Origin of the sequence: Aquimarina sp. AD10 (assembly GCF_003443715.1) — a bacterium.
Taxonomy (GTDB): Bacteria; Bacteroidota; Bacteroidia; order Flavobacteriales; family Flavobacteriaceae; genus Aquimarina; species Aquimarina aggregata.
Window position 1 is genome coordinate 991,570 of record NZ_CP031965.1, and the last position, 26,595, is coordinate 1,018,164.

Sequence of the window (26,595 nt, forward strand, 5' to 3'; positions counted from 1 at the left end):
AAATAAGCATTTTGATAATTTTTTTAGGAAGTTTTTTTATTTCCTGCAAACAAGAAACAACTACTAAAATTGATAAATTACCGTATTATAACACTTCTGACTTTACTCCTACCTGGTTATCAAGCGAAGATGAACTAAAAAAGTTTCACAAGATTCCGGACTTCAAGTTTACAAATCAATTGGGTAACGAGGTAACAAACACTAATTTTAAGGGATATATTTATGTAGCTAATTTCTTTTTTACTACTTGCCCAAGTATTTGTATAAAGCTTACTAATAATATGCATATGCTACAGGATATTTATTCTAAGGATGAAGAAATTAAATTAATTTCTCATACTGTTTTTCCTAGTTATGACACAGTAGAGGTTTTAAAAGAATATGGTGATTTAAGAGATGTAAATCCCAAAAAATGGCATCTGGTGACTGGTGAGAAGGAAAAGATATACAAATTAGCAAGAGAGGCTTATTTTGCTGACGAAATTTATAACGAAACGAATGACGAAAATGGTTTTATACATACCGAAAATTTAATATTAGTAGATAAGGACGGCCATATACGAGGTGTTTATAAAGGTACTTTGCCTGAAGAAATCAAACGTATTGAGAGACATATTGAAATTTTAAAAAAAGAGTCATAGCATATACTACCCTCAAAATATAATTCTTCATTTTTTTGTAAAGAAAAATTCTTTTTCTTCCTGATTATAAGCTAAATAGAAAAACGAATTAGATCATTCTATTAAAAATTTAAGTGTTTTTTTAGTTATCTGTTAAAAAATTACCTTTTTAATAAAGGAGTTTGTACTTTTAAGTTGTTATACTATAATAGGGATTCATGAACCTCTTATTCCCCTAGAAAATTTTGTAGAAAATAATAACCAACTCAATGATTAATACCTTGGTATTGATTGAATTTGATTTTCACACATAATTTTTAACTTAATCTTAGTAGTATGAAAAAAACCGAACTAACTAACAAAACTCAACTTGGGATTATCATCCCATTTAAAAGATGGCTTACTCATATTTTGGTCTGCGTCACCTTTTTATTAGCTCCGATTCAATCCATTTTTACTCATGGTACTGTAACAAACCCACCTAGTCGTGTGTGGATTTGTTTTCAAGAAGATCCCCAAAGCCCTGATTCTCCTGCTTGTGAAGCATCAATTATCGGTTGGGGAACACAGGCATTCTATGACTGGAACGAAGTTGCAAGAATGGATGCGGGTGGTAGACATAGAGAAATTATTGCAGACGGTAATCTAGCCAGTGCAGGACGACCTGATAAATACGGTGGATTAGATCAAGTAAGAAATGACTGGGTTACGACACAGGTTACTCCAGGTCCTTACACCGTTACTTGGACCAATACAGCACCACATCAAACTTTGTATTATGATGTATATATAACAAAAGCAGATTGGACACCAGATCAACCGCTTACTTGGGATAGCTTAGAACTTCTAACACGTACAGGCCCAAGGCCGGCTTCCGCAACCGATAATATAGATGTTGTATTACCACAAAGAACAGGTAAACATGTAATCTATAGTATTTGGCAACGTTCACTTACCCCAGAAGCTTTTTATTCTACAAGTGATGTTGATTTTGGAACTACATCATTACCTAATCAACCACCAGTTGCTAAATTTATTACTGATAATGGCCGTTGTGGAGGTCCTGATGTTACTTTTGATGCCTCTGATTCTTCTGATCCAAATGGTGATACATTGACATATACATGGGATTTTGGAGATGGAACTACAGCTCAAGGTGTTAATGTTTCTCATACTTATGCTAGTTTAGATAGCGCTACTGTTACATTAACTGTAAGTGATGGTGAGTTTAGTAGTGGCTCTGTAGAGACGATTAGTCTAGTTGTAGATCCAAATTGTGAAGAAATTCCTTGTCCTTTTGACACTCCATTACAAACAGCGTTACCATCAATAAATGCTTCATTTAGTAACGTATATGTTCTAGGTGGCGGTGGTCCTGATTTAAGCACGGTAACTGACTTTACAATTAACTGGGATGCTATTAATAATGGATTATATCAATTATCCATAAATACGAATAACGGTATACCAAATTGGTGGAATAATTTATTAGAAAGTGCAACATATACTTTTAATGCTGCTAATCCAGAAATTACGCTTACTGGTACTGGTTTTGCAGGTCTAGATGGCACTTATGCTGTAACAATTGATAATGGTAACTTTGTTATGGTTTCGCAAACTGAAGGTTTTACTATTTACTTCAGTACTTCTAGTACAGCCCCTGATTGTGAAGGTGTAACAACTCCTCCTACAAATAGTGCTCCTGTAGCTTCTTTTATTGCTTCTGCTTTAACGGGAACAGACCCATTCGAAGTAAGTTTTGATGCCTCAGGATCTACTGATGCTGATGGAGATCCATTAACATTTAATATTGATTATGGTGATGGAACTTTTGGAAGAGAACCAATATCTACTCATACATATTCTGCAGGAGAATACACTGCAACCCTTACCATAAGTGATGGAAAAGGTGGTGCTGCTACGGCTTCAGTTTCATTAGTAGTTGATGGTGATATTGTAGTAAATCCTCCAAGTGGTGATTGTGCGTTTGAAACACCATTAAGTGCACCTTTAGAAACAATATTCACTTCGTTCAATAATGTTCATGTTTTAGGTACCGGTGGTCCAAATATGGAAAGTGTTACCAAGTTTACTGTAAACTGGGATTTAGCAAACAATGGTTTGTATCAATTTTCATTTGACTTAAATGTAGCACCATGGTATATTAATTTCTCAGAAAATGTTCAAAGTTTTAATGAAGCGAACCCTGGAATTTCTATAACTGGTTCAGGTATAACTGGATTGGATGGAGATTACTTTGCAGCTATTGATAATGGAAACTTTGTGTTAGTTGCAGATGGATATAGTATTTATTTTAGCAATACTGAAACAGCTCCTATTTGCGACCCTAAAGTATCAACAGCTAAAGATGATCAAATATCTTTTAAAATGTTCCCTAACCCTGCAGTTGAAAAAATTTCTATACTAAATCAGACAGGTTTAAAGGATAATTTAATAACTATTTCAGACCTTACCGGGAAGAAAATAAAATCACAGTTAGTAAAAGAAAGTACAAATACTGTGACTATAGATGTTTCTGGAATTGAAACGGGATTATATTTGGTAAGAATTTTAGATCCTTCAGGATCAAGTCGTACATTAAATCTATTAGTGAATTAGTAAAATCTTGTTTGAAGATAATTCAGACTTGTATTAAATACACAGATTAAAATGTTTCTGTTAAAAAAACAACCTTCTAATTTTTAGAAGGTTGTTTTCTTTTACCATAAATAAAAGATGCTTCAGGTACAAAACCGAAGCATCTTTATAGTATAAATTTATTCTTTTTTAGTTAATGATTAGTTTTTTAACTATTTCCTCACTTCTTTCAGATTTGATTTTTACAATATAAATTCCAGAACTTAGTTCTAAGCTATTGGCAGAGAAATTATTTATTCCAGATTTTAATTTTGCTTCATATTCCTTTTGTCCTAAAGTATTAAATATCTTTACGATCGTATTTTTAGTGTTTTCAGAACTTATATTAAGAGAAAATTGATCATTTGTTGGATTAGGATATAATGTTGCAAAAGAAGATATTTCTTCATCATCTGTACCTAAAATTGGAGTTACCTTACCAAAATCACTAGGTATTTGTGCAATTAAAGCTCCTCCACAAGTACCTTCATAAATCCTAACATTAGAGAATGTAGAGTTATTTCCAGATCCTGCATCGTTATCATTAATAAATACTAATCTGTCCATAGATCCAGTATAGAAGTTTCCAACAGGGATAATGTATTTAGTAGTGCCCGAAGAATAGTTATCATAGTTAGTTACTCCATAATTTTGAGTACCATGTACTTTAAAATAACGAGATGATGTTAACGAATTGTTGTCTTCGAAACCTAATCCATGTATTTCTCCTTGATTTGTACTACTGAAATCAAATTCAATTACTGTATTTGCGGTAACATCATAATTCATTAAAATGTATTTCCAAGTATTATTTGTTAGTGTTAAGGCATTACCGCTGTTACCGATAGAGAAATCACCTGCTCTATCTTGAGTAAAAGGATCTATTGTAAAATCGTTAAAATTTAATGCCTCACAAACTGGATCTGGTCCACCCCCTGATCCGTTTTGGATACTTATTGCGTCTATTGCTATATCACTTTGCCATCCACTATTACCAGAACCTGTTACTACATTAAAACGTAATTGTACACTTGCATTTCCTGCGTATGCTGCAAGATCAACATCTGTAGCAATCCAGTTGTTACCTTGTGTTCCATTTTTACTAAAAACAGTTGTCCAAGCACCGGTATTATCTGTTCTGGCTTCTACTTCCAGGCTATTGATTGCACTACCAAACATATGATACTGAAATGTAAGAGTTGGTGTAGTTAAACTAGTAAAGTTTAAACAAGGCGAATTAAGGATAGCGCTTTTGTTAGGAAATCCAGAATTATTTCCTGAAGCTTCTACGTAAACATAAAAATCACCATCAGCTCCATTACTAGGACCCGTTTGACTAGAAGGAGTACCACCAGAATCTCTTGTCCAATTGATATCATCTCCTGAGGTCGCATTAGACCAAGCACCAAGATTAGTTTCAAAACTTTCGTTATACGGGAACGATTCTATAGTAGTAGTACATGCCGTTGGATTTGGATTTGTACCTATTTCTCCATCAATATCAAATCTAGAAAAGAATTTCCATATTTCTTCAGAAGTATTTACATTTCCTCCATTCCAGCTATGTCCTTTACCCTGGACTCTAATAAATTCTGCTGTGACACCATTATCGCCGTTATCCCAAATAGATCGTGTTGATCCACCACCTAATTGAATAACCTCTGGTGTAGCGTCACCATTGTTATTCGCAGACCAGTACTCCATAACATCTTGTATTGGTTCATTAGATCCATTACCGTTTATAGAAATAGTATTATCTCTAGTCCCCGTAATTTGCAACACAGCAGTTGGATGCTGTGGTTGACATTGATTTCGGTCTATCCATCGTCGTGTCATACTACCTGCTACAGAAGCTACGGCGGCAATTCGTGGACTTAATTCGCAAGCCAGTCTATAACTAAAAAAACCACCATTAGAAAAACCAGTAGCGTAAATACGTTTCGGATTGATATTAAACTCGCTTTCAATTTTATCAATTAAAGCATTTGAAAATCCTAAATCATCTTCGTTGCCACCAAAGTTATTGTTTATTGCCCATCCAGCAAGAAAACCTAAACCTTGTGGTGTAACAAAAATAAATTGATTGTCTTCTGCAAGTTGTCTAAAATCGCTCTGGTTATATTGTACGTTAATATTATTTGTAAAACCATGAAAATTCAGAATTAGAGGTGCTGGTTTAGAGGCGTCATAGCTAGCAGGAATGTAAAGACGATATTGTCTTGTTTTTCCATCATGTTGCAATGTTGTATTTATTACTTGTTGGGCATGTATGGCGACAGTAGTAACAAATGTAAAAATCAAAAGCCATAAAGTTTTTTTGGTAAACGTTAGTTGAGTTTTCATTTTAAAGTTTTAAGGGTTAGTGTGAATTTATTTATTTAAACATATTATTCATGCATAGTATTTTTATTTGCAATAATCGAAAAAAAATAGCATATAATACGTTTTTTTATGAAAAAATGTTAATTTTTTACGAAATTCATTATAATTATCGAATAAAACATATTTGCTCTACTTTTAATATATGAAAACACTTTAGTCAGTTCTTTAATATTTTTTGTGACTTCTCTTATAAATAAATCTACTTCTACCCTATTTTTTAATATATAAAAAACTGGTTTGATGTCTGTTTTACTACTATTATTAATTCGATATTTTTTGAAGTATTTATACGAAATTTAAATAGCTATTTTATCTCCTTTCATTGTCATATTTTCTATACTTTTAATGTTTTTCTATAAAAACAGATCGTTTAAAACAATGAAGTCTTTTTAATGAATTCTATATCAACTTTAAAAGAAGAAATAGATTTAATCTGTTCAACCGTAGTAAATTCTCCAGAGGGTAGATTAAACCTAAGAAAGAAGTTTTATCTAAAGTATGGATTCTCTAAACTAGCTAAATATGGTTATGGTCAATCAGAGATAGATTTTATTGAATGGGAAATTAAGAGAGGTGTTCTAAATGATGTCGATGATATTCATAAAAAAGGAAGTGTTTGGTGGAGGAAAATGAATATGCAAATAATTCATGACAGTGAATTTGCTCGATTGCTTTTTGAAACAAAATCAAATTGTAAATCGATTTCAGAGTCCGTTAAAAATTGGTTAAATTATCTTAATAAACCAGATTCAAAATCTTGGTATCAAGCGCATAATGGAAGTGTAATCAATGCATGTTTTCAGTTTAGTAAGGAAATTGAAATAGAGTCACATTATGAAAAAATCTTTATTAAGGATGTTTTGATGCGAGTTTTGTTTGCCCAAGCAATGGTTGAAGGAAAAGAATTTGCTTTTGGTAAATTAGGAAAAATTCTTGCTAATCCCATATTACCAGCAGTTAAAATTATAACAAGAAGGCAGAAATTATACCCAATTAGTTATCCGTTAACGCAAGAAAATTATAGTTCTAATGAAGTTTTTTTAGAGCATCATATCAGAACTTTTGTTAATAAATATGTTATTGATAAGAATGAAAAAAAGTTATTCCAGTTTGCTGCAGAACTAATAGGAATTACAGAAAGAACAGAATTTATAATGTATTGGATGTCAATAATAAATCAAGAGTCTGTAGCTCGGTTATAAACTTATAATGAAAAAGAAAATAAGTATTTTAGGAGGAGGTATTGCTGGACTAACAAGTGCCTATGAACTAACTAACGAAGACAACTGGCAAGATAAATATGACATTACTATTTATCAAATGGGATGGCGATGCGGAGGAAAAGCTGCTACAGGCTTAGGAAAAAATGGTAGAATAGAAGAAGTTGGAGTTCATATCTTTCAAGGTTGGTATCACAATGCTTTTAGAATGGTTAAAGAAGTTTATAAAGAGATTGAAGAAAATAATTTAGCTCCTGATACCCCATTTAAATCTTGGCGAGATGCATTTATTCCTAATCCGTATACTTTTAATACTGAGTATGATAAAAAAAATAAATCCTGGCATAATTGGACCATGGTTTTTCCTAATAATACCTATACTCCAGGTACTGCAATACAAACTGATTTTTTTACCTTAATTAAAGAAGGATTAGGTATTTTGATAGCAACCTTAGTCGGATCACCTTTTCAAAAGAAAAAGAATGGGAAAAAGAAAGTAATTTCTAAAGTACTTCAAAAAATGTTTTTTAAGGTTAATGTGCCTGAAAGAGAAGAAAAGAATCCAGAAAACCAATCTAATACGATTACAAATCGCATTTTAGGAAAAGTATCCAAAAGTTTAGAATTGATTATTGTAAAACTGACCACATATCGGTACAGGAAAAATAAATCTATTTTTATTAACCTATTAGTTAAGATTTATAGAGGATTAAAGAACTTTTTTCAAATAGGAGCCAAACATTGTGGAAACAAAACCAAAAAATTGAGAAGGGTCTTAAGAATGATTGAACTTGGTTTAGTATGTATAGAAGGTATCTACACAGATGTTTATGATTCTAAAACAGGTATTTACAATTGGGATGCAATTAATGATTATGATTTTCGGGAATGGTTATGCAAACACGGTGCTTCGAAGGAGTTATTAGAATTCTCAATTGTACGATTTATATATTATGGTACATTTGGTAATGTTTATGGTGGTAACGGCACTATTGAACAAGGTAAGATTGGAGCCGATATAGGTGTAAAAATGGTAACAAAAATATCTAATTATAAAGGATGTTTTGTTTGGTACCTGGCTGCCGGTACAGGAGGCACTTTTTTAGCTCCATTAACATTGGTGTTAAAAAATAGAGGAGTTAAATTTGAATATTTTCATAAGGCTACTAAAATCGCATATTCTGATAACGAAAATATTCAGGAAATTGAAATTGATGTTCAAGTAGATTTAAAAAAAGAAATTTCAGAATATAATCCTTTCATTATTCAAAAAGGGATTCATCAATGGACCTCTGAACCCGATTTAAGCCAAATAGATCCGGTACAAGCAAAACGTATCGAACAAGAAAATATAAATTTAGAATCAAGTTTCTCAGATTGGAAACCTGTGGGTTCTAAAATTCTAAAAAAAGGAAAAGATTTTGACCTAATAATTTTAGCAACCTCAATACAACCCATAAAATATATCGCCAAAGATATTATTTCTAAAAATCTGCAATGGAAAAATATGGTAGATAACATTGCAACTACTCCAACTTTAAATGTTCAATTTTGGCTAAATAAAACTGATAAAGAACTTGGTTTTGATCACGGGCAATGGGGTATGCAAGAAGGACAATATGCCAATACAGTTATTTATGAAGATTATTTATATAGCTGGACATCTATGTCTTATCTCGAAAAGATCGAAAACTGGAAAAATCATCAACCCCATCAAATTTCTTATTGGTGTGGTGTATGGCCAGAAAATACAGGAGTAAAAAATCATGGAATTCCTGCTCTAAAAAATCATACGCATAAGTGGATGAACTCTAATATGGAATGGTTTTGGCCAAATGCAATAAAAAATGACGAATTTGATTACAATCTTCTATGTTCGAACAAAGAGACTCTGTCTGAAAAATTTGACGATCAGTTTTTTCAAATCAATGATGACCCTACAATGCAATATGTTTTAGGTAGACCCGGTACTAATCAATTTAGGATCAAATCTGATGAAACGGGATATAAAAACCTTTTTTTTGCAGGTGATTGGACCGATTTTGGTCTTAATGTTGGCTATATGGAAGGTACGATACAGTCTGGAATTCAATGTGCTAATGGTATAAAAAGACGCTTTTATAATAATATACTTTCTCAACGAAACTTATTATAATAAAAGGTTTAAAGGTATATTCTAAATAGATATGCATCTTTGACATAATCTCCTTCTCCTACTCTACTCTAATTATTTTTATACTCTGCAGTTATGTAAACCCAATTACTCAGAGATATTTAGGGTAATTTATTACTCAATTTACCTACATTTAGTATAGCTCATATTTGGTATATGCTACCATTAAGATTTTTTTAACCATTTTTAATATTTTTTACAAAAAAAATATTTTTCAAAGTTGAAAAATTGAGGTTTGTATTATAGACTAACACTTTTAAAAACTTGTAAAACAATAACTATCAAGTAATTACTGAATAAACAATCAACAGATTTATATTGATTAACCATCATGATTTTACGGGTAAAATCGTGTTAATCAACTTCTCAAAACAAGTTTTTTACTTATAAATAGATAGAACTGTACCAAATTATAATTTGGGTCTTGCTTTTTAGTGCCAAATTATAACTTGGTACTCATCCCTGCACATTCTAAAGTAGTTTTAACATGTGATTATTGAGATATTATCTAAAATGAAACACAAAACATTTATGATAATATAAAATGTTTCAATTGAACACTAAATCATTATTAAAACTCTAAAACCATGAAAACCTTCAGTACACCTTCATTATCTTTAAGTGTATCTATAATCGTATTGTTTTTGACCAATAGTAATAACGATACAAAAATCTCCAGAAAAGCTGATATTACGAATTCTGTTAGGGATTTAAAATCACCTATTTTGATTAATAAATCAGAATTAGATATTTCGAAAAATTTTGAAACCTAAAACATAAAATAGCGTGCATCAGCACTTATACATTTAGTATTATACTATAAATACCTAAGCTAAACTTCCCCTAAGAAGGTTTGTCATCTACAAAAAAGACTATAACCTGATTTAAACGCTGACCATTTATATTATTAATAATACGTTTCTTTTTAAATTTTTTAAAAGAAAATAGTCATCTAAAAAACATAGAATATTAGTGTCTTATTGAAATAAATAGATCAATTCAGCATCTTTTAATAAAAACCTTAATACAAATAGAAGTGTTAAGTAGCTCCATATAATCAACACTTTTTATTGTCATCAATATTCATTCGAAAATAACTAGTATCCAGAAAAAAAATAAATGAAAAATCTTATTATCGGTTTAATTTTCTTGTTAGGAACTCAAATAATTCTTTCTCAAAATTTTAAGGGTCGCGTTGTCAACTCTTTAAATAAGCCTATTGCCTATAGTAATGTAACGGCACAATATGTTGATAATAATGCACTTATCAAAGGAACAATTACAGATGATGAAGGGCGCTTTTCCTTATTAATTAATGCAGAAAAACCCTTTTACATTACTATAAGCTTCATAGGATACAAAGCATGGGTTTCTCCTAATTTTTATACTACAGGACAAAACTTAGGGATAATCATTCTTAAAGAAGATAAAACAGAACTAGAAGAAGTCTTTGTTACCGCCAATAAAGAATTGATAATACGAAAAGGGGACAAAATACTAATGAATCTTGGGAGTAATATTCTCACCAAAGGCAAGAATCTAACAGAAATACTAAAATATGCTCCAAATGTTTGGGTCGATCAAAGTAGCAATGAAATCAATTTAAAAGGCGTATCCGCTATTATATTAATCAATGGAAAAAAAACGAATATGTCTAGAGAAAGTTTAATGAACTATCTAAATACATTATCCGAGAAAGAACTAAAATCTATTGAAATCATATCTAATCCTTCTGCTAGATATGATGCCGAAGGTCAAGGGGGTATCATTAATATTATTACCAAAACGTCCAATACTAAAGGAGTAAGTGGATCTGTAAATTCGATGTTAAATTTCTCTAAATTATTAAGTTACGGAACTTCATTGCAATTAAACTCTAAAATAACTAAAAAACTATCTCTAAACTCTTATCTGTATTATCAACAAAATGAATATAGAACAGACGAAAATAGAGTCGAAACTATTTCCCTCCCGAAAACTATTTATGAATATGAAAAAATAGACAGTACAAAAAGCATAGATAGACTTGCTAATTTTGATTTACAGTACGATTTTTCAGATAATGATCAAGTTATCTTACAATACAGAATCTTTGATAAGGACTTTAATAGATCACAGAATAATGACCTAATAATAACAGATGATCAAGCAATACAATCAAATGGATTATATGCTAATCTTGGAAAAAATAATTCTTCTGCGTTTGGAATTAATTATAACAAAACTATTGATTCTCTAGGGCAAAATTTAAAGACGATTTTTGATTATTATACTTCTGAAAACAGTAGCGACAATGATTATTTAAACCTGTTTTTTGATTCGAATACAGCACTTATAAATTCGAATACTAGAAGATCAAGTGCATTATCATCGTTTAATATTATTTCGTCTCAAATAGATTATCAAAAGCCTATCACTAACAAACAAAACTTAGAAGTTGGCGCAAAATATGGATATGTCAAAAGTCAAAGTAACTCTATTTTTGAAAATCTAATTAATGGGATATATATAAGAGATGAAAATTTCTCGAATAAGTTTGATTATGACGAACAAATCATTGCACTATACAGTTCTTTTGCTGCAGAAAATATATTCGATTCTAAACTAAACCTACAAATTGGATTTAGGGGTGAATATACCAAAGGAAATGGTGAAATTTTAGCTACAGAGTTTACCTTAAATAAAAATTACTTTGATGTATTTCCTAGCTTATTTATTTCCAAACCATTAAAAGATAAATCAAGTATTGGTTTTTCGATTTCCAGAAGAATAAACAGACCTAATTATAGATTATTCAACCCAACTATTTTTTATCTAACAGATTTTACTTCACAAGTAGGAAACCCAGATCTAAATCCTTCATATACGAATGCTTTAGAGTTAAATTATAATTCATCTAATTTAAATCTTCAATTATATTTTAATGATATTAAAGGAGAACCACGGGAAATCTTGACACAATTATCCGATACTGAATTACAATATCAATGGAGAAATATCGAAAAAACTTCAATCTATGGTATTTCATTATCATATAATCGTAAACTAACCAATTGGTGGACATTTTTTGCTAGCTCTTCTTGGTACGGAAAGAAATACATTTCCACCTTTGAAGATGCAGTAGAAAATATTGAGACTTCTAAAGGTACAATTCAAACCCGTATAGCTACTGCATTCAAACTTCCATCTCAGATTACTACCGAAATTTCATTTCAATATAACGGTCCTGAAACCTACGGACAATTCGAATCTGGCGAGAATTATGCATTCTATATAGATCTGTCTAAAAAAATCACAAACAGCTTATCTTTTTATCTACAGATAGTCGATCCTTTTGATAGGCTGAGATATCAATTTACAAATACCCAACAAAGAATTCAAACAATACAAAATAGAAACAATTTTAGTAGAGCTCTTAATTTTTCTATACGATATGACTTCTCAAAAGGTAATAAGACCAAAAATGTGAAGTACAATCGAAGTAGTCAAAATGCAAAAAATAGATCTACTTAAAAATATTATTGCGCAGTAATGAGGTGGAATCCGAAAAACCTTAAAAAGAGTAGGAAACAAATTATTTAAATTTTTACTAAAATGAAAAACGTTAAAAAAAGTCCAGCAGAATTTTTAGGAGCTAAAGTACTTTCACCAATGGATCAAGATAAATTAAAAGGTGGGTTCGTTACTCGTACAGGAGGACAGCAACAACAACAGCAACAACAACAGCAAGTTGCTGTTTAAGGCTAGTAAAGAAGAAAGAGAGAGAATTCTCTCTTTCTTCAACTAAAATAGTACAGGTACTAAAATTGAGTGCTTAAAACAATTGCTATAGTACCTGCATATAACGCTAAAATAAATAAATAATGTTAGTTAAAGAAAACATACCAAAACAGCAAGAAAAGTTTGATTCTGATTGGTGGAAACATACTTTCTTAAAGAAAACTAAAACACTAAGTAAAACCTCTGTTTTTACAAATTGTATTTCTAGACAAGAAACAGCGGCTATGCGATTAGAGATCATGGATATTTTAAGAACTCTTTGTGAGTTAAGAACCGATCAATTTGGGTTTCGTGTATTTGTTGAAGGTAAACAATTATATAATAAAGAAATGGATTTGGTTTATGATTCACCTCCTAAAAAAAAGGAAACTATTAATGATTGGACAAAGCGAACTTTTAAGAACAAAAAGTTTGGAATGATTATTAATAGAGGTGAGAAGATAAACAAATTGTTGGCCCAAAGGATCGCACACAAAATATCTCCCCTATTACCGCAAGTAGGCATCCCATTAATGGGAATTAATTTTACCATATTCATTGGTAATTATGGTTGGACACCATTAGGTATACATACAGATGCGCCAGGAGAGAGCGTTACTCATTTTCATCTTGGTCCTGGTGATAAGACAATGTATACATGGGATAAGAAAACATACGAAAAAAAAGCCGGTGATCATAAGTTTAACAATAAAGATGTAGAACAATACTTACCACTGGCAAATGTTCACCCTTTCAAAGAAGGAGATCTCTATTACATGCCACCAAATGAATATCATATTGGTAAATCAGACGAATTGTCTATGGGTTTAACGATGTGGTTTAATAACCATATGAAAAGGGATTTGGCAAAAAAAATATTACAAGTTATTGTGGATCAATATTTAGACGAATGTACAGAAACAATGCTTCCTGATAAAAGAGAAATAGATGATTTAAGTGCTGCACAACAAGCTATTGAGTTGTTTAAGATACCTCAAGATCTTGCGCAGTTAACATTTAAAGATTTCATACAAGAAACATTTAAAGATTATAGATATTCTATGTATAGTAATTCTGGTTTCTGGACAAGGCCATTTCCGAAAGAAAAAGAGATTGAGTATACTAAAAAAGACAGTATTATCCTTGAAAAACCTTTTGAGATCAAGTACTCTGATTCATTAGATAAAGAAAATCTTTTAATTTATGTAAGAGGTACAAAGCTCGTACTTCATAATCATGATAAAATAAAAAAACTAATTAATGAAATCAATAAAGGAGAAGAAATGACCGTAGCTAAAGCGCTTTCCATTTTAGACAAAGATTGGGACGAAAGTATTGGTATATATATCCTTACACTTCTTGATACACATAATGGAATTAAAAAAATATAGCATCATGATATATAATAAATTCATTATTAGCATACCATTTAAACTTTTAAAACTAATAGAATATGGAAAAGAATATTATACCACCAGCACCATTGGCCGAAGCTAACACTACAAAATCAAATATTGTTTATGCTAAATCAAAAACGAATCATTCATATTCATTTTCATGTACATTCGATTCAAAATTTATGGATAGAATAGTAGATATCATCGCTAGAGCATATCATGAATACTCAAGTGACTACATAAATGAATACTATATCCAAATACAAGAAAACCAATATTGCTTTACCATTGAGTTAAAAAGTTCTGAATTGAAACTAGACTATAAGTTTGATCATCCTAGTGAAGAAGATAAAAAAGAAATCACATTAAAATTTGATCAAATGGAGGCTTCTATTTTAAAATTATAGAGGTACATAAGTAGATTAATTTACGTTCATTAAGTCTATTTTCAAATCCCTTTTTAATTAAAAAGCATTTTATTTTTTATTCAAAGCACATATCCAATGTTATTTCGACGCAATTTTAAATTCTTACCCCAACATGACCAAATGGATTGTGGTCCGGCATGTTTACAAATGATTGCTAGGTATTACGGTAAGAGATATTCATTACAATACTTAAGAGATCTTTCTTCTCTTACACGTGATGGGGTAAGTTTGCTAGGAATAAGTAAATCGGCAAATGCTATTGGGTTAAAATCAATTACATTACAGATGGGTTTGGAAGACCTCGTGCTCCAGATTAAGTCTCCAGCAATTTTACATTGGAATCAAAACCATTTTGTAGTTCTCTATAAAATAAGAAAGAAAAAGATTTCAAATGAAAATGAATTTATTATAGCCGACCCTGGACATGGTATCATTAAGTTAAGTGAGCATGAATTCAAAAAACAATGGTGTAATGCTAATAATGAAGGGGTTATTTTATATCTAGAAACTACAGATAAGTTTTATAATAAGAAAGCAGTATCAAAAGATACCAATGATAGTTCATCTTTCCTTCTATCATACTTAAAATCATATCAATGGGAAATAACTCAATTATTATTAGGAGTTTTTGGAGGATCTTTAATTACACTAATCTTTCCTTTTTTGACCCAAGCATTAATTGATAGAGGTGTCAAAGATCAAAGTTTAGATATTATAAAAATTATCTTGTTTGGCCAGTTATTTCTTTTTTTGGGCTCTGCGATAATAGAAATTATAAGAAATTGGATTACCCTATATATAGGAAGTCACGTAAATATCAAGATCATTTCCGATTTTTTGATGAAATTAATGAAACTTCCTATTAAGTTTTTTGACACTAAAATGATGGGTGATTTTACGCAGAGAATTAATGATCATGAACGAATTGAAGAATTTCTTACGTCACAAAGTTTACTGACACTTTTTTCACTCATTAATCTTTTAGTATTTCTTGTTGTATTAGGTATTTACGATTTAAAAATTCTTATAACTTTTTCTATACTAACTTCTGTTTCTATTTGCTGGATTTTGATATTTCAAAATAAAAGAAAAATATTGGACTATATTAAATTTCAATGTAAAGCTCTAAACCAAGACTCAGTATACGAATTGATCAATGGGATGCAAGAAATTAAATTAAATAATTTTGAAAATCATAAGCGAAATGAATGGGAAGATCTTCAAGTAAAACTTTATAAAATAAGTACTAGAATATTAAAATTAGATCAATATCAGACAACAGGCTATACTTTTATTAACCATTTTAAAAATATACTAGTTACTTATTTTGCAGCCAAAGAAGTTATTTTAGGAAATTTAAGTTTGGGGGCAATGCTAAGTATAACATATATAATAGGCCAAACGAATTCTCCTTTAAATCAATTAATAGAGTTTATTAGATCCTTTCAAGATGCAAAAATTAGCTTGAATAGACTTAGCGAAGTACATGCTCAAAGAGAAGAAGAGCAAATTGACAATAGTCCACAGATACTAAAAAGTAAAAACTTTGATAATCGATACGGTATTCATTTAGTTAACCTTTCATATTCGTATGATGGAGTTCAACAACAAATTCTCAATAATTTAAATTTGTACATTCCTAAGGGAAAAACTACCGCTATAGTTGGAGCAAGTGGTAGCGGAAAAACAACATTAATAAAACTACTACTTAAGTTTTATACGCCCTCAGAGGGAGATATTTTTATAGATAACAAAGGGTTGAAAAGCATGTCTCCTAAAGAATGGAGAAGTAAAATAGGAACTGTTATGCAGGATGGTTTTATTTTCTCGGATACAATAGAAAGAAATATCGCTACAAGTGATGAAGAAATAGATAAAAAACAACTACAATATGCTATAAGAGTAGCAAACTTAACAGAGTTTATTGAAGGATTACCAAACAAGCTAAAAACAAAGATTGGAGCTTCTGGTAACGGAATTAGTGGGGGACAAAAACAACGTATTTTAATTGCACGGGCAGTGTACAAAAATCCTGATTTTATGTTTTTTGATGAGGCTACAAGTGCTTTGGACACAGAAAATGAAAGAATTATTATGAAAAATATAAATTCATTTATTAAAAACCGCACGGCAGTAATAATTGCGCATCGATTAAGTACAGTTAAGGGTGCTGATCAAATAGTTGTTTTGAATAAAGGTAAAATAGTAGAAGTAGGTACACATAAAGACTTAGTTATCAAGCAAGAATACTACTTTAATCTTGTAAAAGATCAACTTGAATTAAATAAACAAAATGTCTAATAGAAAATTTGAAATATTAGTATTAGAAAATCGAAATGGATTATCTAAATATGGGGGGATTATCTCACTGGTTATCATTGGATTATTAGTTTTTAGTATATTTTGGGTGAAAATTCCAGAGTATCAAAAAGTAATAATTACTACTAACAGTGTTGCTAAAGTAACTCTAAATCAAAGTAATATTTCAAAAAAAAGTGGAGATTCTATTGTGGTTAGAAATGATAAACAAGAGTCTAAGGTATTGATTATTGACACCATCAATATCCAGAATGGAAAAACTACTCTTTTTTTTAAACTATTAGATTCGGATCTCGAGACAGCTGCTTATAAGTTAATTGTAAAAGAAGTTTCATTATTCGAAAGCCTTATTTCACCGTTCTTTAAAGCCGAAAACCCTTCTAAGTCTTAGTCTAGATTTATTCGCGATTTTTCATTTATAAAATAGGGTAAAAACTTATATTCGCGCCATGTGGATGTATTTGGGCTTATTGGCGGCACTTTTTTTGGGTTTACACAATTTATGTAAGAAACATGCAGTACAAGGAAATGAGGTTTTTCCTGTACTTTTGGGTACTATTGGATCAGGTTTTTTAGTACTCCTCCCCTTTTTTATAGGTTCACTCTATTTTCCCGAATATACCAAACAAATGGGATTGTATATTACTAAGATTTCTTGGGCGACTCATGGTTTTATTTTTATTAAGTCTATGATTATGGCTGCGTCATGGGTTTTAGCTTATCAGGCATTAAAACACTTACCAATAACTATTGTTACTCCAATACGCTCGGCAGGCCCATTTTTTACTTTTATTGGTGCTATCTTAATTTATCAAGAAAAACCTAACTCTTTACAATGGATAGGATTTTTTCTTATTATTTTTTCAGTGATACTATATTCTAAAATAGGAAAAAAAGAAGGTATAAACTTTAAGAGAAACAAATGGATATTTGCCATTATTGGTGCTACATTTTTAGGAGCTTCTAGTGGTTTGTATGACAAATTTCTAATTCAAAATTTAGCATTAAATCCACAAACTTTACAATTTTGGTTTTGCACGTATACCGCACTAATTTTGTTTTGTATTCTATGTGTAACATGGTTTCCAAATACCGAAAAAAGAAAAGCTTTTAAATGGCGTTGGACTATTGTAGCAGTTGGTATTTTATTGCAATTAGCAGACTATTTTTATTTTAAAGCTCTGCAAGATCCAGATGCATTAATTATGTTATTATCCGCCATAAAACGAAGCCAAATACTTATTGCGGTCGTTATTGGAGGACTCGTTTTTAAAGAAAAAAATAAACGTAAAAAATTAGTTCCCTTATTCGGTATTATGGTGGGAGTTTTTTTGATTTTGTATTCATAGCAAAATCATAATATCATTTTTTAAAAAATCTTTCGAATTATTCTAAGGTTTGCCACCACTTATCATTAACAGTAGTATCAATAGAATCATTTTCTTTTAAAAAAATTGATTCTCCTATTTTAGGTACAATAATATCTATATTTAATTCTTTTGCTGTTTTGGTAACTCGTTCTATAGGATCTGTCCAAGAATGCATTGCTAGTTTAAATGCTCCCCAATGAATGGGCATAATTTTACGCGCTCTAATATCTAATCCAGCTTGTGCTGTTTCCTCTGGAAACATATGCACATCTGGCCATAGTTCATTATATTGACCACATTCTATCATTGCAAAATCAAAAGGTCCAAATTTTTCACCAATTTCTTTAAAATGATCGTCATAACCACTATCACCACTAAAAAAGATATTTTCATTATCTGATTTTATGATCCAAGAACTCCATAAAGTTTTTGTTCTATCTGTTAACCCCCGACCTGAAAAATGTTGAGCAGGGGTACAAATAAAACGTAATCCTTCTAAACTTATATCTTGCCACCAGTCTAGTTCAATAATCCTTTCTTTTTCTACTCCCCATTTCTGTAAATGAACACCAACACCTAATGGTGTATAAAACATTTTTACTTTATTTTTTAATTTCTTAATGGATCCATAGTCTAAGTGGTCATAATGATCATGAGAAATAAGTACAGCATCTATTTTTGGAATTTTTTCAATTTCTATAGGTAACTCTTTACTAAAGCGCTTACTACCTAACATAGGATGCGGAGCGGGGACATCTCCAAACATAGGGTCTATTAAAATATTTTTATGATCTATCTGTACTAAAAATGTTGAATGTCCAAACCAAATAAGACGTGTCTTGTCATTATATTCTGCAATATTTGTAGAATCAATTTTGCTTACCGGAAGATCTTCTTTTGGGGTTGTTTTAGGTTGCGGACTAAAATACCCTACTAAGCTTTTACCCATATCACGAAGACTCATATCTAGCTTTACTTTATGTTTATTAACAAATCTATCGTCTTTATAGTTTTCTGAGGTTTTATAAAATGCTTTTTGTTCGTCTGTTGCTTTTCCTCCAAACTCTGGGCTTAAATTAATAAACAATACTATAACTACTATTAATACGGTAATAATGACACCTATACTTATAATCATTCTTTTAAAATATTTTAAAAATTTATTTTTCATTTTTTAAGTATAAACTTTAATCTTATATTTTTTGTTTTGACCTAATCATTTCCAATAAAGATTTTTCTATGAACACCTTTATCTTAAAAGAACTGTAAATAATACTATTTTTTCAAGTTTAATGTATGTAATAAAACATTTTGCATCTATTTAACATTAAAAGAATAATTGATTCTTAAAGTTAAGCTTATCATTTTAATTCTTTTAACATTGAGATCTTGCCAATTTATTAAACACTTTAAAGTGATCAACTGGTTTTTTTTAGGTATGTAAAGTTCTATACAGGTGATAAACTTATTTTATCCTTTTGTACTTATTTTCTACAACTATACTCTAGCTATTCATCACTTAAGCTTATTCCCCCATAGTCTAAATAATACTTTAGTATCAAGAAAAAAACATAAACAATATTTACTAATACTTCATAAAATGAAAGACAAAATTTTCACCATATTATCTAAAAAACACATAGTTGTTCTTACAATGTTACTTACCCCTTTGTTTGGTTTTATTGATAGAAATTTAGTTTTCTTTTCGGCATTAGGTATTGCTTTTTTAATTTTATGGGGAAGTAATTTTAAGTGGTCTGATTTTGGTTTTGGTAAAAGAATAACTAAGAATATGACTTTAAAAAGTTTTCTAATTGCCTTATTCCTTGTTTTTATTTTTTATACCATAGAAGCATTCTTAGAAATTTACTTTGGTAAAATTGATATTTCGTCACTTGATGATCTTAGAGGTGATATTGTAAACTATAGTATCACTTTAATTATAGTCTGGATTTTTGCAGCATTTGGAGAAGAATTCTTATTTCGTGGGTATTATATGAAACGATTAGCTATATTATTTGGAAATGGTAATAAAGCTTGGTTATTCTCTGCAATTATTGTTTCAATTTATTTTGGGATATCACATTCGTATCAAGGTTTAGCAGGAATCATAGGAATTACACTATGGCATTTTTGTGTTTCTTTAATTTTTTACAAAGACAAAGAAAATTTGATATCTGCTATATTAATACACGGATTTTATGATACTATAGGTTTGACACTTCTTTTCTTTAGTCAAGAAAGATTAATTTATGATTGGGTGTTACAGTTGGTATAATATAAGATATATAAATTGTAGAATTTTCACTTTATTTAGATAAGATCAACTTTAAATTGTATTAAATTAAGAAGTTTGTAATTTTGCTATGTTGCATATGAATCCTTTTCTATAAATGAACAATCCACAAGAATATCAAAAATTAACTGATTTTATTTCTAAATGGATAAAACCATCAGACGAAGATCTAGAGCAACTTCATTCAAAACTTGTGATAGAAAACTACGGTAAAGGTGACGTTTTAATAAAACAAGGTCAGATTTGCAGTTCTTTAAAATTTGTGATTTCCGGAGTGTATAGGGTATATCAATTAAATAATGGAAAGGAAATAACAAGTTACTTTAATTATGAATCTCGAAACCCTTTTATAGCCTCATTTGTTAGTCTTCTAAAAGCACAACCCAGCAATGAAATCATCGAATGTATTGTTCCGGGTAAAGTACTATCGATCAAATATTCATATTGGACTGCTCTATACAACATTAGTCAATCTTTTAATACTTTTGGGAGACTGATGGCAGAGTTTAATTATATTCTAGCTATTGAAAGAATAGAATCATTACAATATCTAAGTGCATCAGATAGATACGAAAAATTCATAAAACTATATCCTGATCTTCTTAACATGATTCCGCATCATTATATCTCTTCTTATTTAGGAATTACCCCTGAATCTTTAAGTCGTATTCGAAAAGTAGCATTAAAAAAGTAAATCTTATCATACATCAATGCAAAAGTTTTTCATTTCTAAGAACTTTGATTTTTAGAAATTTAAAACTTATATATGTATACCACTACAAGGATAAATAACTTACCAATTATTGAAATTGAAAACTTTTTGATAGACAAAGAGTTAAATGAAATTTTAAACCCACGAATATTAAATTTTGAAAAAGCAATCAGCCACTATCCCAGTTACTACAGGAATAATGATCGTCTTGTAGAGGATAACCCAGAGTTATCAGAAATGTTGTATGATAAATTAAAGCAACTTGATATCCTTGATAAAGAAACAAAAACAAAAAGTATTGGTCTTAATGAAAAGCTTAGGTTTTGTAAATATCAAAAGGATCAGTTGTTTTCTAAACATCAAGATGGTATTTACTATCCCGATGCTTTTTCTGAATCCAAATTCACTTTCTTACTTTATCTTAATGATAATAAAGGTTTCGAAGGAGGAAACACGGATTTCTACACGCTAAAAACAGATAATAACCCCATCAAAACTATTGTTCCAAAAAAAGGAAAACTAATTGTGTTTGATCATCGACTATGGCATAAGGGAGCACTAGTAACCAAAGGGAACAAATACATACTTAGATCCGATATTATCATTAAAAGACAGACTAAAAACACACATCATGATGGGTATATATGGAATTTAGTTAAGTTAAATAAAAATCAACTTTTAAGTTGTGGTCGAGACACTTCAATAAAGTTATGGGACACCAATCTTCAATTACAAAAGAGTCTTAAAATACACTCAAAATCAGTTTTAAAAGTGGTACGTCTTACTGCCACCGAGTTTATTTCCTGTTCACGAGATTTTACTTTAAAACGCTGGAGTATATCTGGCCAAACACTAGCCAGCACGACTCTTGACGAAATGATTTTAACTATTAAAATTAACGCAGATAAAAACATCATTGCGGCTGGAACCAGTGGTAAATTATATCTATTAAATACAGCATTGTCTGTAATCAAAACTATAAAAATTCATAAAGGTTGGATTTGGGGATTATCTATTAAAGATAACGATACTGTTCTTACTTGTGGAGAAGATGGAACAGTGCATTTTACAAACACAAGGCTAGAAAAAACCACATGTATCTATAAGAACAAACAACCCTTATTTTGTTTAAGCATACTTAAGAAAAATATGATTTTTGTAGGATCCCATGACGGGACTATAATTCAAATTTCTTTAGACACTCAGAACATCTATAAAATAAAAGCTCATGATGATAGTATTAGATCGATTATATATTATGAAAACAGTATTATAAGTTGTGGAGAGGATAACAAAGTAGTAACAGTCGATTTACAATCGTACAAAGTAGAAGAAATATTTAAATCTGATAATTTTGTACAAGATATAATTCGAATAAAAAATATAGTTTATATAGCCGGTTATAATGGAATGATTACAACTAAATCATTGTAAATTGAGTATCTTTCAGCATTATGAACTTAGACCCCAAAACGACCTTAGGATTAGTAAGAAATCATTTGCAACAATTTGCAACCGTATCTGATAAAGATTGGGATTTTTTTTCTTCTAAGCTTATTAAACATGATATTCCTAAAAAAACCGCTTTTTTAAAATTAGGTAAAGTCGAAAATTATATTTCATTTATTATATCTGGATTGGTTCGTTTTTATATACCTAATGCTGACCCTGCTAAAGAAATTACATTTGGATTTTCTTTTAAAGAACAATTCATAAGCGCATATGATTCTTTCTTAAGTCGAAGACCTTCTCTTTATGAATTAGAAACACTTACTCATACTACCATTTTAAGTATAACATACGAGGATTTACAAAAAGTATATCAAACTACCCAAATAGGAAATCTTATAGGTAGACTAACAGCAGAAAGACTTTTTCTTATAAAATCTAAAAGAGAACAAACTTTACTACAATTTACGGCAAAAGAACGCTATTTAAATCTATTTAAAGATCACCCAGAGGTTATCAAAGAAATCCCATTAAAATATATAAGCTCATATATAGGTGTTACACCACAAGGCTTAAGCCGGATTCGCAAAGAAATTAGTTAACATAGATTCATTGTTATATCTATATTCTAGAAGTAATTTTGCAAAAAAATATGTTATGGCAATATTACTTTTAGTTTTGCTTTTATGGTATTCAGGATTATTTTTTCAGTCTTTTTTTCTTCATAGATATGCTGCTCATCAGGTGTATACTATGTCTAAAAGAACTGAAAAAATCACTTTTTTCCTTACCTGGCTTTGTCAAGGGCCAAGTTATTTAAGTGCTTATGGTTATGGTGTTATGCATAGAATGCATCATGCATATACCGATACCGAAAAAGACCCTCATTCGCCTAAATATGATCATAATTTATTTGCGATGATGTGGAAAACAAAAAATATATACGGAGACATAAACAATAAGCGTATAGAAGTTGATCAAAAATTCACAAAAAATGTCCCACAATGGAAAAATTTTGATCGCTTTGCCAGTTCTCGTGGTTCTCGAATTGCATGGATTGTTATTTACACAATCATATTTGTATTCTTAGTAACAGCTTGGTGGCAATGGCTATTTTTGCCAATATTATTTTTAATGGCCCCAATTCATGGAGTGATTATTAATTGGTTTGGTCATATTTACGGATATGTAAATTTTAAGACTACCGACACATCAAAAAACCTATTTAGATTTGACTTTTTAATGATGGGTGAAGGATATCATAATAATCATCATAAACATAGTTCTAGAGCCAATTTTGGAGGGATACATTGGTATGAAATAGATGTTACTTACATGATTATGCGTTTCCTTAATAAATTAAATATTATAAAACTTAAATAATGATTTAAGTTTTATAATGAAATGAGTCATCATGTTGAATATTGAACCTTCAAAATAGTAACTAATTATACCAGTTTAGTATATAGGTAAGCCATTTTATATACAAGAGAAATCTAATCTAAATTCGTATGATTAGATCTTATTTTTTCGAAAAGATGATGGTGTTAGACCTTCAAATTTTTTAAATGCACTATTAAAAGAAGAAAGACTACTAAAACCAGTGTCAAAAGCAATTGATGAAATAGTATATGCATTATTTTCTGCTTTTGAAAGTAGTACTTTTGCCTCCTGAATTCTGTAAAAATTAATGAAATCATTAAAGTTTCGATTAGCATATTGATTAATAATTAATGAAGTCAATTGAGGGCTTTTTCTAATTATCTTACTTAATTTAACCAAAGAAATATCAGACTCAAGATATAATTTTTCTTTTTCGACATGTTTCAAAATTTCAGTAAATATAAATTCATCATCATTTGTTTTAAATACATCACCATCAAGATCCGTAGATTTAAGTACTAAAGCTTTATAACTTAAAAAATAGATTACTAACGAATATACAATTGGTCCTACTATATAAGGAATTGTTTCATCCAAGATGTTTATCACATAAGATATCCAGATAAATACAAAACCTATTAGTAAAAGTTGTAACCATTTTAATATAGCTTTTTGCGATTTTGTTTGTGATTTCTTTGAATATTGTTTTTTCGTTTGGTGTAATACTCTCCAGGCTATACCTATATAAAATGCCAGATGTAGATATATAAAAATAAGTCCACTAGAAAAAATGACAATTACGAATTTACTGTTTTCATACCAGTCTCTGGTAACAAAAAGACTAGCAATAAAAATTAAAATAAAAGGAACAAGTTCTAAAATATAATGTCTTGGAAGTTTAAAGTTAGAACGTGTCATTCCAAAAATGTAAAATTTTAAAAATGGTCCTATTATTAATAAAAATGTTAATCCTAAAAAAATAAATATAGGTTCTAAATCGTCACCAAAATTTAGCATAACAGATTTTCCTATCCTAAAAGCCATAAATACAAGAATCCATCCCAACAAAAAATTGGTTAAAGACTTCTTGTTTTTGAAAATCATTAGATACAACGCAAATAGTACTCCATGTAATAATCCAGCACTGCTAATAATAATTAATAAGATATCTAAAAAACTCAAATGACTGTTTTTATGAATAGAAAAAATATGAAGTTTACAAAGAAAGTAAACTACTCCATAAATTGTTGTTTTACTACTATAAAGAAACTACACATATTATTAATACGCAATATCTTTTGTTTTTTTCTTTGCGTAAGCAGTTAAGCCTATAAGGTTGTAAAAACGACTAATATCACCTCTCATCACTCCAACAACACTATGCATGGCAAGAAGTTGCCGGGCTAATGGTTTACGATCTATCTCACAAATTTGTTCAATCAATTGTTTTGCTTTATCTACTCCATGATCTTCATACATCTGCAAAACACGTATTGCATTTTCTTCGGCAGTAATTTCTCTATACTTAGGGGTGTAGCCTAATTGTTTAATCATAGTTTCAGCTAATATCCAAGTTGACCAAGGGTTTTGACCTGTTACTAAATTATTGTCATGACTAATATTTTCTAAATACATTGTTCCTTCATTAAAACGTGCTCCTTTTGCAACTAAGCCATCTTGTAAAAGAAAAGGGAAAATTTCTCTAGCATCCGAAATTAAAAGTAGTTCTTCTTTATTAGTAAAACCACTTACTGTTTTGTTTTCTAACAACGGGCGTCCGTTATCTAAAGTTACATTTACCAAGGCAGCAGGACCATGACAAACAGCTCCTATAACTTTATTGTCCTGGTATAACTCACGCACTACTTTCTGAATATCTTTATTATTAGGAAAATCAAACATAGCTCCCTTGCCTCCTACAAAAAAAATAGCTTCATATGCTTCTGGTTCAATGTTTTTTACTGCAATAGTATGTTTCGTTTTATACTGTGCAATACTATCATTTAAAAATGCAAAATCAAATGCTCCCATATCTTCATCATCAATTACTATAGGTGGTGTTCCCCCAAGTGGACTAGCAATATCAACTTCGAAACCATTCGCTTCAAAAACATAATATGCCCGGGACAATTCGGTTAATTCGTACCCCGTTTTTTTATCTGTATCCCCCATTTTATCTGTACTGGTTACTATAGCAAGGATTTTTCCTCGTGATGATATTACATTTTGAGATAAATAAGGCAAATCTGAAACTTGTGTCTTGGATACATTGGCATACATCTCTTTTGGAGGTAAAAGACTCATAAACCACCATCCAAATAGTAAAAGTAAGATAACTATACTGGTAACACTTATGAGTATCCATTTTAAGGCTTTATATTTTTTAAACATGACATAAACTTTTATGATTATACCACGAAGTACTATCTAAATGTCCATAAAAACTGACG

Annotated in this window: 21 protein-coding genes; 17 read left to right on the forward strand and 4 right to left on the reverse strand. The window is 30.2% G+C overall.

The features are described from left to right. The first annotated feature begins 11 nt into the window (after nucleotides 1–11). Together D1816_RS04155 and D1816_RS04160 are read left to right on the forward strand one after the other, a co-directional pair. Nucleotides 12–641 (forward strand): SCO family protein, encoded by a 630-nt coding sequence (locus D1816_RS04155; protein ID WP_233565320.1) that lies wholly within the window; start codon nucleotides 12–14, stop codon nucleotides 639–641. A gap of 315 nt (nucleotides 642–956) precedes the next feature. Continuing rightward, the gene (locus tag D1816_RS04160) at nucleotides 957–3,239 is read left to right on the forward strand and encodes a lytic polysaccharide monooxygenase (RefSeq protein WP_118501294.1); all 2,283 of its coding nucleotides are present in this window, start codon (nucleotides 957–959) and stop codon (nucleotides 3,237–3,239) included. 168 nt (nucleotides 3,240–3,407) lie between these two features. Here D1816_RS04160 and D1816_RS04165 read toward each other — a convergent pair whose 3' ends face one another. Continuing rightward, the gene (locus D1816_RS04165; RefSeq protein ID WP_118501295.1) at nucleotides 3,408–5,600 is read right to left on the reverse strand and encodes a T9SS type A sorting domain-containing protein; all 2,193 of its coding nucleotides are present in this window, start codon (nucleotides 5,598–5,600) and stop codon (nucleotides 3,408–3,410) included. Between the two features lie 431 nt (nucleotides 5,601–6,031). Here D1816_RS04165 and D1816_RS04170 point away from each other — a divergent pair, with 431 nt between their 5' ends. From D1816_RS04170 to D1816_RS04210, 10 genes are all read left to right on the forward strand, one after another. Then, nucleotides 6,032–6,841: a hypothetical protein gene (locus D1816_RS04170; RefSeq protein WP_118501296.1), complete on the forward strand. Its 810-nt coding sequence runs from the start codon at nucleotides 6,032–6,034 to the stop codon at nucleotides 6,839–6,841. Nucleotides 6,842–6,848: 7 nt separating this feature from the next. Then, entirely contained in the window at nucleotides 6,849–9,014 is a 2,166-nt protein-coding gene (locus D1816_RS04175) for an FAD/NAD(P)-binding protein (protein ID WP_118501297.1), read from the forward strand. Between the two features lie 605 nt (nucleotides 9,015–9,619). Beyond that, nucleotides 9,620–9,805 carry a hypothetical protein gene (locus D1816_RS04180; protein ID WP_066310123.1) on the forward strand — a complete coding sequence of 62 codons (186 nt, stop codon included), beginning with the start codon at nucleotides 9,620–9,622 and terminating at the stop codon, nucleotides 9,803–9,805. Nucleotides 9,806–10,151: 346 nt separating this feature from the next. Beyond that, on the forward strand, nucleotides 10,152–12,545 hold the full coding sequence (locus D1816_RS04185) for a TonB-dependent receptor domain-containing protein (protein ID WP_118501298.1): 2,394 nt from the start codon (nucleotides 10,152–10,154) through the stop codon (nucleotides 12,543–12,545). Nucleotides 12,546–12,626: 81 nt separating this feature from the next. Further along, a complete protein-coding gene (locus D1816_RS25570) occupies nucleotides 12,627–12,773 on the forward strand; it encodes a hypothetical protein (protein ID WP_162900333.1) in 147 nt (48 codons plus the stop codon). A 122-nt stretch (nucleotides 12,774–12,895) separates the two neighbouring features. Next, the gene (locus D1816_RS04190) at nucleotides 12,896–14,182 is read left to right on the forward strand and encodes a cupin domain-containing protein (RefSeq protein ID WP_118501299.1); all 1,287 of its coding nucleotides are present in this window, start codon (nucleotides 12,896–12,898) and stop codon (nucleotides 14,180–14,182) included. Nucleotides 14,183–14,244: 62 nt separating this feature from the next. Next, the gene (locus D1816_RS04195) at nucleotides 14,245–14,595 is read left to right on the forward strand and encodes a hypothetical protein (protein ID WP_118501300.1); all 351 of its coding nucleotides are present in this window, start codon (nucleotides 14,245–14,247) and stop codon (nucleotides 14,593–14,595) included. 96 nt (nucleotides 14,596–14,691) lie between these two features. Then, entirely contained in the window at nucleotides 14,692–16,917 is a 2,226-nt protein-coding gene (locus D1816_RS04200) for a peptidase domain-containing ABC transporter (protein ID WP_118501301.1), read from the forward strand. Then, entirely contained in the window at nucleotides 16,910–17,326 is a 417-nt protein-coding gene (locus D1816_RS04205) for a hypothetical protein (RefSeq protein WP_118501302.1), read from the forward strand. The genes D1816_RS04200 and D1816_RS04205 overlap by 8 nt, the downstream gene beginning before the upstream one ends. A 58-nt stretch (nucleotides 17,327–17,384) precedes the next feature. Next, nucleotides 17,385–18,284 carry an EamA family transporter gene (locus tag D1816_RS04210; RefSeq protein ID WP_118501303.1) on the forward strand — a complete coding sequence of 300 codons (900 nt, stop codon included), beginning with the start codon at nucleotides 17,385–17,387 and terminating at the stop codon, nucleotides 18,282–18,284. Nucleotides 18,285–18,321: 37 nt separating this feature from the next. On the opposite strand, the gene D1816_RS04215 is transcribed toward D1816_RS04210, so the two are convergent. Then, nucleotides 18,322–19,476 carry an MBL fold metallo-hydrolase gene (locus D1816_RS04215; RefSeq protein WP_233565302.1) on the reverse strand — a complete coding sequence of 385 codons (1,155 nt, stop codon included), beginning with the start codon at nucleotides 19,474–19,476 and terminating at the stop codon, nucleotides 18,322–18,324. 429 nt (nucleotides 19,477–19,905) lie between these two features. Here D1816_RS04215 and D1816_RS04220 point away from each other — a divergent pair, with 429 nt between their 5' ends. From D1816_RS04220 to D1816_RS04240, 5 genes are all read left to right on the forward strand, one after another. Next, entirely contained in the window at nucleotides 19,906–20,583 is a 678-nt protein-coding gene (locus D1816_RS04220) for a CPBP family intramembrane glutamic endopeptidase (RefSeq protein ID WP_118501304.1), read from the forward strand. Between the two features lie 115 nt (nucleotides 20,584–20,698). Continuing rightward, nucleotides 20,699–21,295 carry a Crp/Fnr family transcriptional regulator gene (locus tag D1816_RS04225; RefSeq protein ID WP_118501305.1) on the forward strand — a complete coding sequence of 199 codons (597 nt, stop codon included), beginning with the start codon at nucleotides 20,699–20,701 and terminating at the stop codon, nucleotides 21,293–21,295. A gap of 72 nt (nucleotides 21,296–21,367) precedes the next feature. Next, complete coding sequence (locus D1816_RS04230; protein WP_118501306.1) at nucleotides 21,368–22,747, forward strand: 2OG-Fe(II) oxygenase; 1,380 nt, start codon at nucleotides 21,368–21,370, stop codon at nucleotides 22,745–22,747. Between the two features lie 20 nt (nucleotides 22,748–22,767). After that, entirely contained in the window at nucleotides 22,768–23,364 is a 597-nt protein-coding gene (locus tag D1816_RS04235) for a Crp/Fnr family transcriptional regulator (RefSeq protein WP_066310095.1), read from the forward strand. Between the two features lie 55 nt (nucleotides 23,365–23,419). After that, entirely contained in the window at nucleotides 23,420–24,145 is a 726-nt protein-coding gene (locus tag D1816_RS04240; RefSeq protein WP_066310093.1) for an acyl-CoA desaturase, read from the forward strand. Between the two features lie 132 nt (nucleotides 24,146–24,277). On the opposite strand, the gene D1816_RS04245 is transcribed toward D1816_RS04240, so the two are convergent. Continuing rightward, nucleotides 24,278–25,327: an AraC family transcriptional regulator gene (locus D1816_RS04245; RefSeq protein ID WP_118501307.1), complete on the reverse strand. Its 1,050-nt coding sequence runs from the start codon at nucleotides 25,325–25,327 to the stop codon at nucleotides 24,278–24,280. A 99-nt stretch (nucleotides 25,328–25,426) separates the two neighbouring features. Further along, entirely contained in the window at nucleotides 25,427–26,536 is a 1,110-nt protein-coding gene (locus D1816_RS04250; protein WP_118501308.1) for a type 1 glutamine amidotransferase domain-containing protein, read from the reverse strand. Between the last annotated feature and the right edge of the window lie 59 nt (nucleotides 26,537–26,595).

Excerpts from the sequence above, each read along its gene's own strand:
- D1816_RS04160 (WP_118501294.1), top strand. The coding sequence starts at position 957 with ATGAAAAAAACCGAACTAACTAACAAAACTCAACTTGGGATTATCATC.
- D1816_RS04165 (WP_118501295.1), bottom strand. The coding sequence starts at position 5,600 with ATGAAAACTCAACTAACGTTTACCAAAAAAACTTTATGGCTTTTGATT.
- D1816_RS04170 (WP_118501296.1), top strand. The coding sequence starts at position 6,032 with ATGAATTCTATATCAACTTTAAAAGAAGAAATAGATTTAATCTGTTCA.
- D1816_RS04175 (WP_118501297.1), top strand. The coding sequence starts at position 6,849 with ATGAAAAAGAAAATAAGTATTTTAGGAGGAGGTATTGCTGGACTAACA.
- D1816_RS04180 (WP_066310123.1), top strand. The coding sequence starts at position 9,620 with ATGAAAACCTTCAGTACACCTTCATTATCTTTAAGTGTATCTATAATC.
- D1816_RS04185 (WP_118501298.1), top strand. The coding sequence starts at position 10,152 with ATGAAAAATCTTATTATCGGTTTAATTTTCTTGTTAGGAACTCAAATA.
- D1816_RS25570 (WP_162900333.1), top strand. The coding sequence starts at position 12,627 with ATGAAAAACGTTAAAAAAAGTCCAGCAGAATTTTTAGGAGCTAAAGTA.
- D1816_RS04190 (WP_118501299.1), top strand. The coding sequence starts at position 12,896 with ATGTTAGTTAAAGAAAACATACCAAAACAGCAAGAAAAGTTTGATTCT.
- D1816_RS04195 (WP_118501300.1), top strand. The coding sequence starts at position 14,245 with ATGGAAAAGAATATTATACCACCAGCACCATTGGCCGAAGCTAACACT.
- D1816_RS04200 (WP_118501301.1), top strand. The coding sequence starts at position 14,692 with ATGTTATTTCGACGCAATTTTAAATTCTTACCCCAACATGACCAAATG.
- D1816_RS04205 (WP_118501302.1), top strand. The coding sequence starts at position 16,910 with ATGTCTAATAGAAAATTTGAAATATTAGTATTAGAAAATCGAAATGGA.
- D1816_RS04210 (WP_118501303.1), top strand. The coding sequence starts at position 17,385 with ATGTGGATGTATTTGGGCTTATTGGCGGCACTTTTTTTGGGTTTACAC.
- D1816_RS04215 (WP_233565302.1), bottom strand. The coding sequence starts at position 19,476 with ATGAAAAATAAATTTTTAAAATATTTTAAAAGAATGATTATAAGTATA.
- D1816_RS04220 (WP_118501304.1), top strand. The coding sequence starts at position 19,906 with ATGAAAGACAAAATTTTCACCATATTATCTAAAAAACACATAGTTGTT.
- D1816_RS04225 (WP_118501305.1), top strand. The coding sequence starts at position 20,699 with ATGAACAATCCACAAGAATATCAAAAATTAACTGATTTTATTTCTAAA.
- D1816_RS04230 (WP_118501306.1), top strand. The coding sequence starts at position 21,368 with ATGTATACCACTACAAGGATAAATAACTTACCAATTATTGAAATTGAA.
- D1816_RS04235 (WP_066310095.1), top strand. The coding sequence starts at position 22,768 with ATGAACTTAGACCCCAAAACGACCTTAGGATTAGTAAGAAATCATTTG.
- D1816_RS04240 (WP_066310093.1), top strand. The coding sequence starts at position 23,420 with ATGGCAATATTACTTTTAGTTTTGCTTTTATGGTATTCAGGATTATTT.
- D1816_RS04250 (WP_118501308.1), bottom strand. The coding sequence starts at position 26,536 with ATGTTTAAAAAATATAAAGCCTTAAAATGGATACTCATAAGTGTTACC.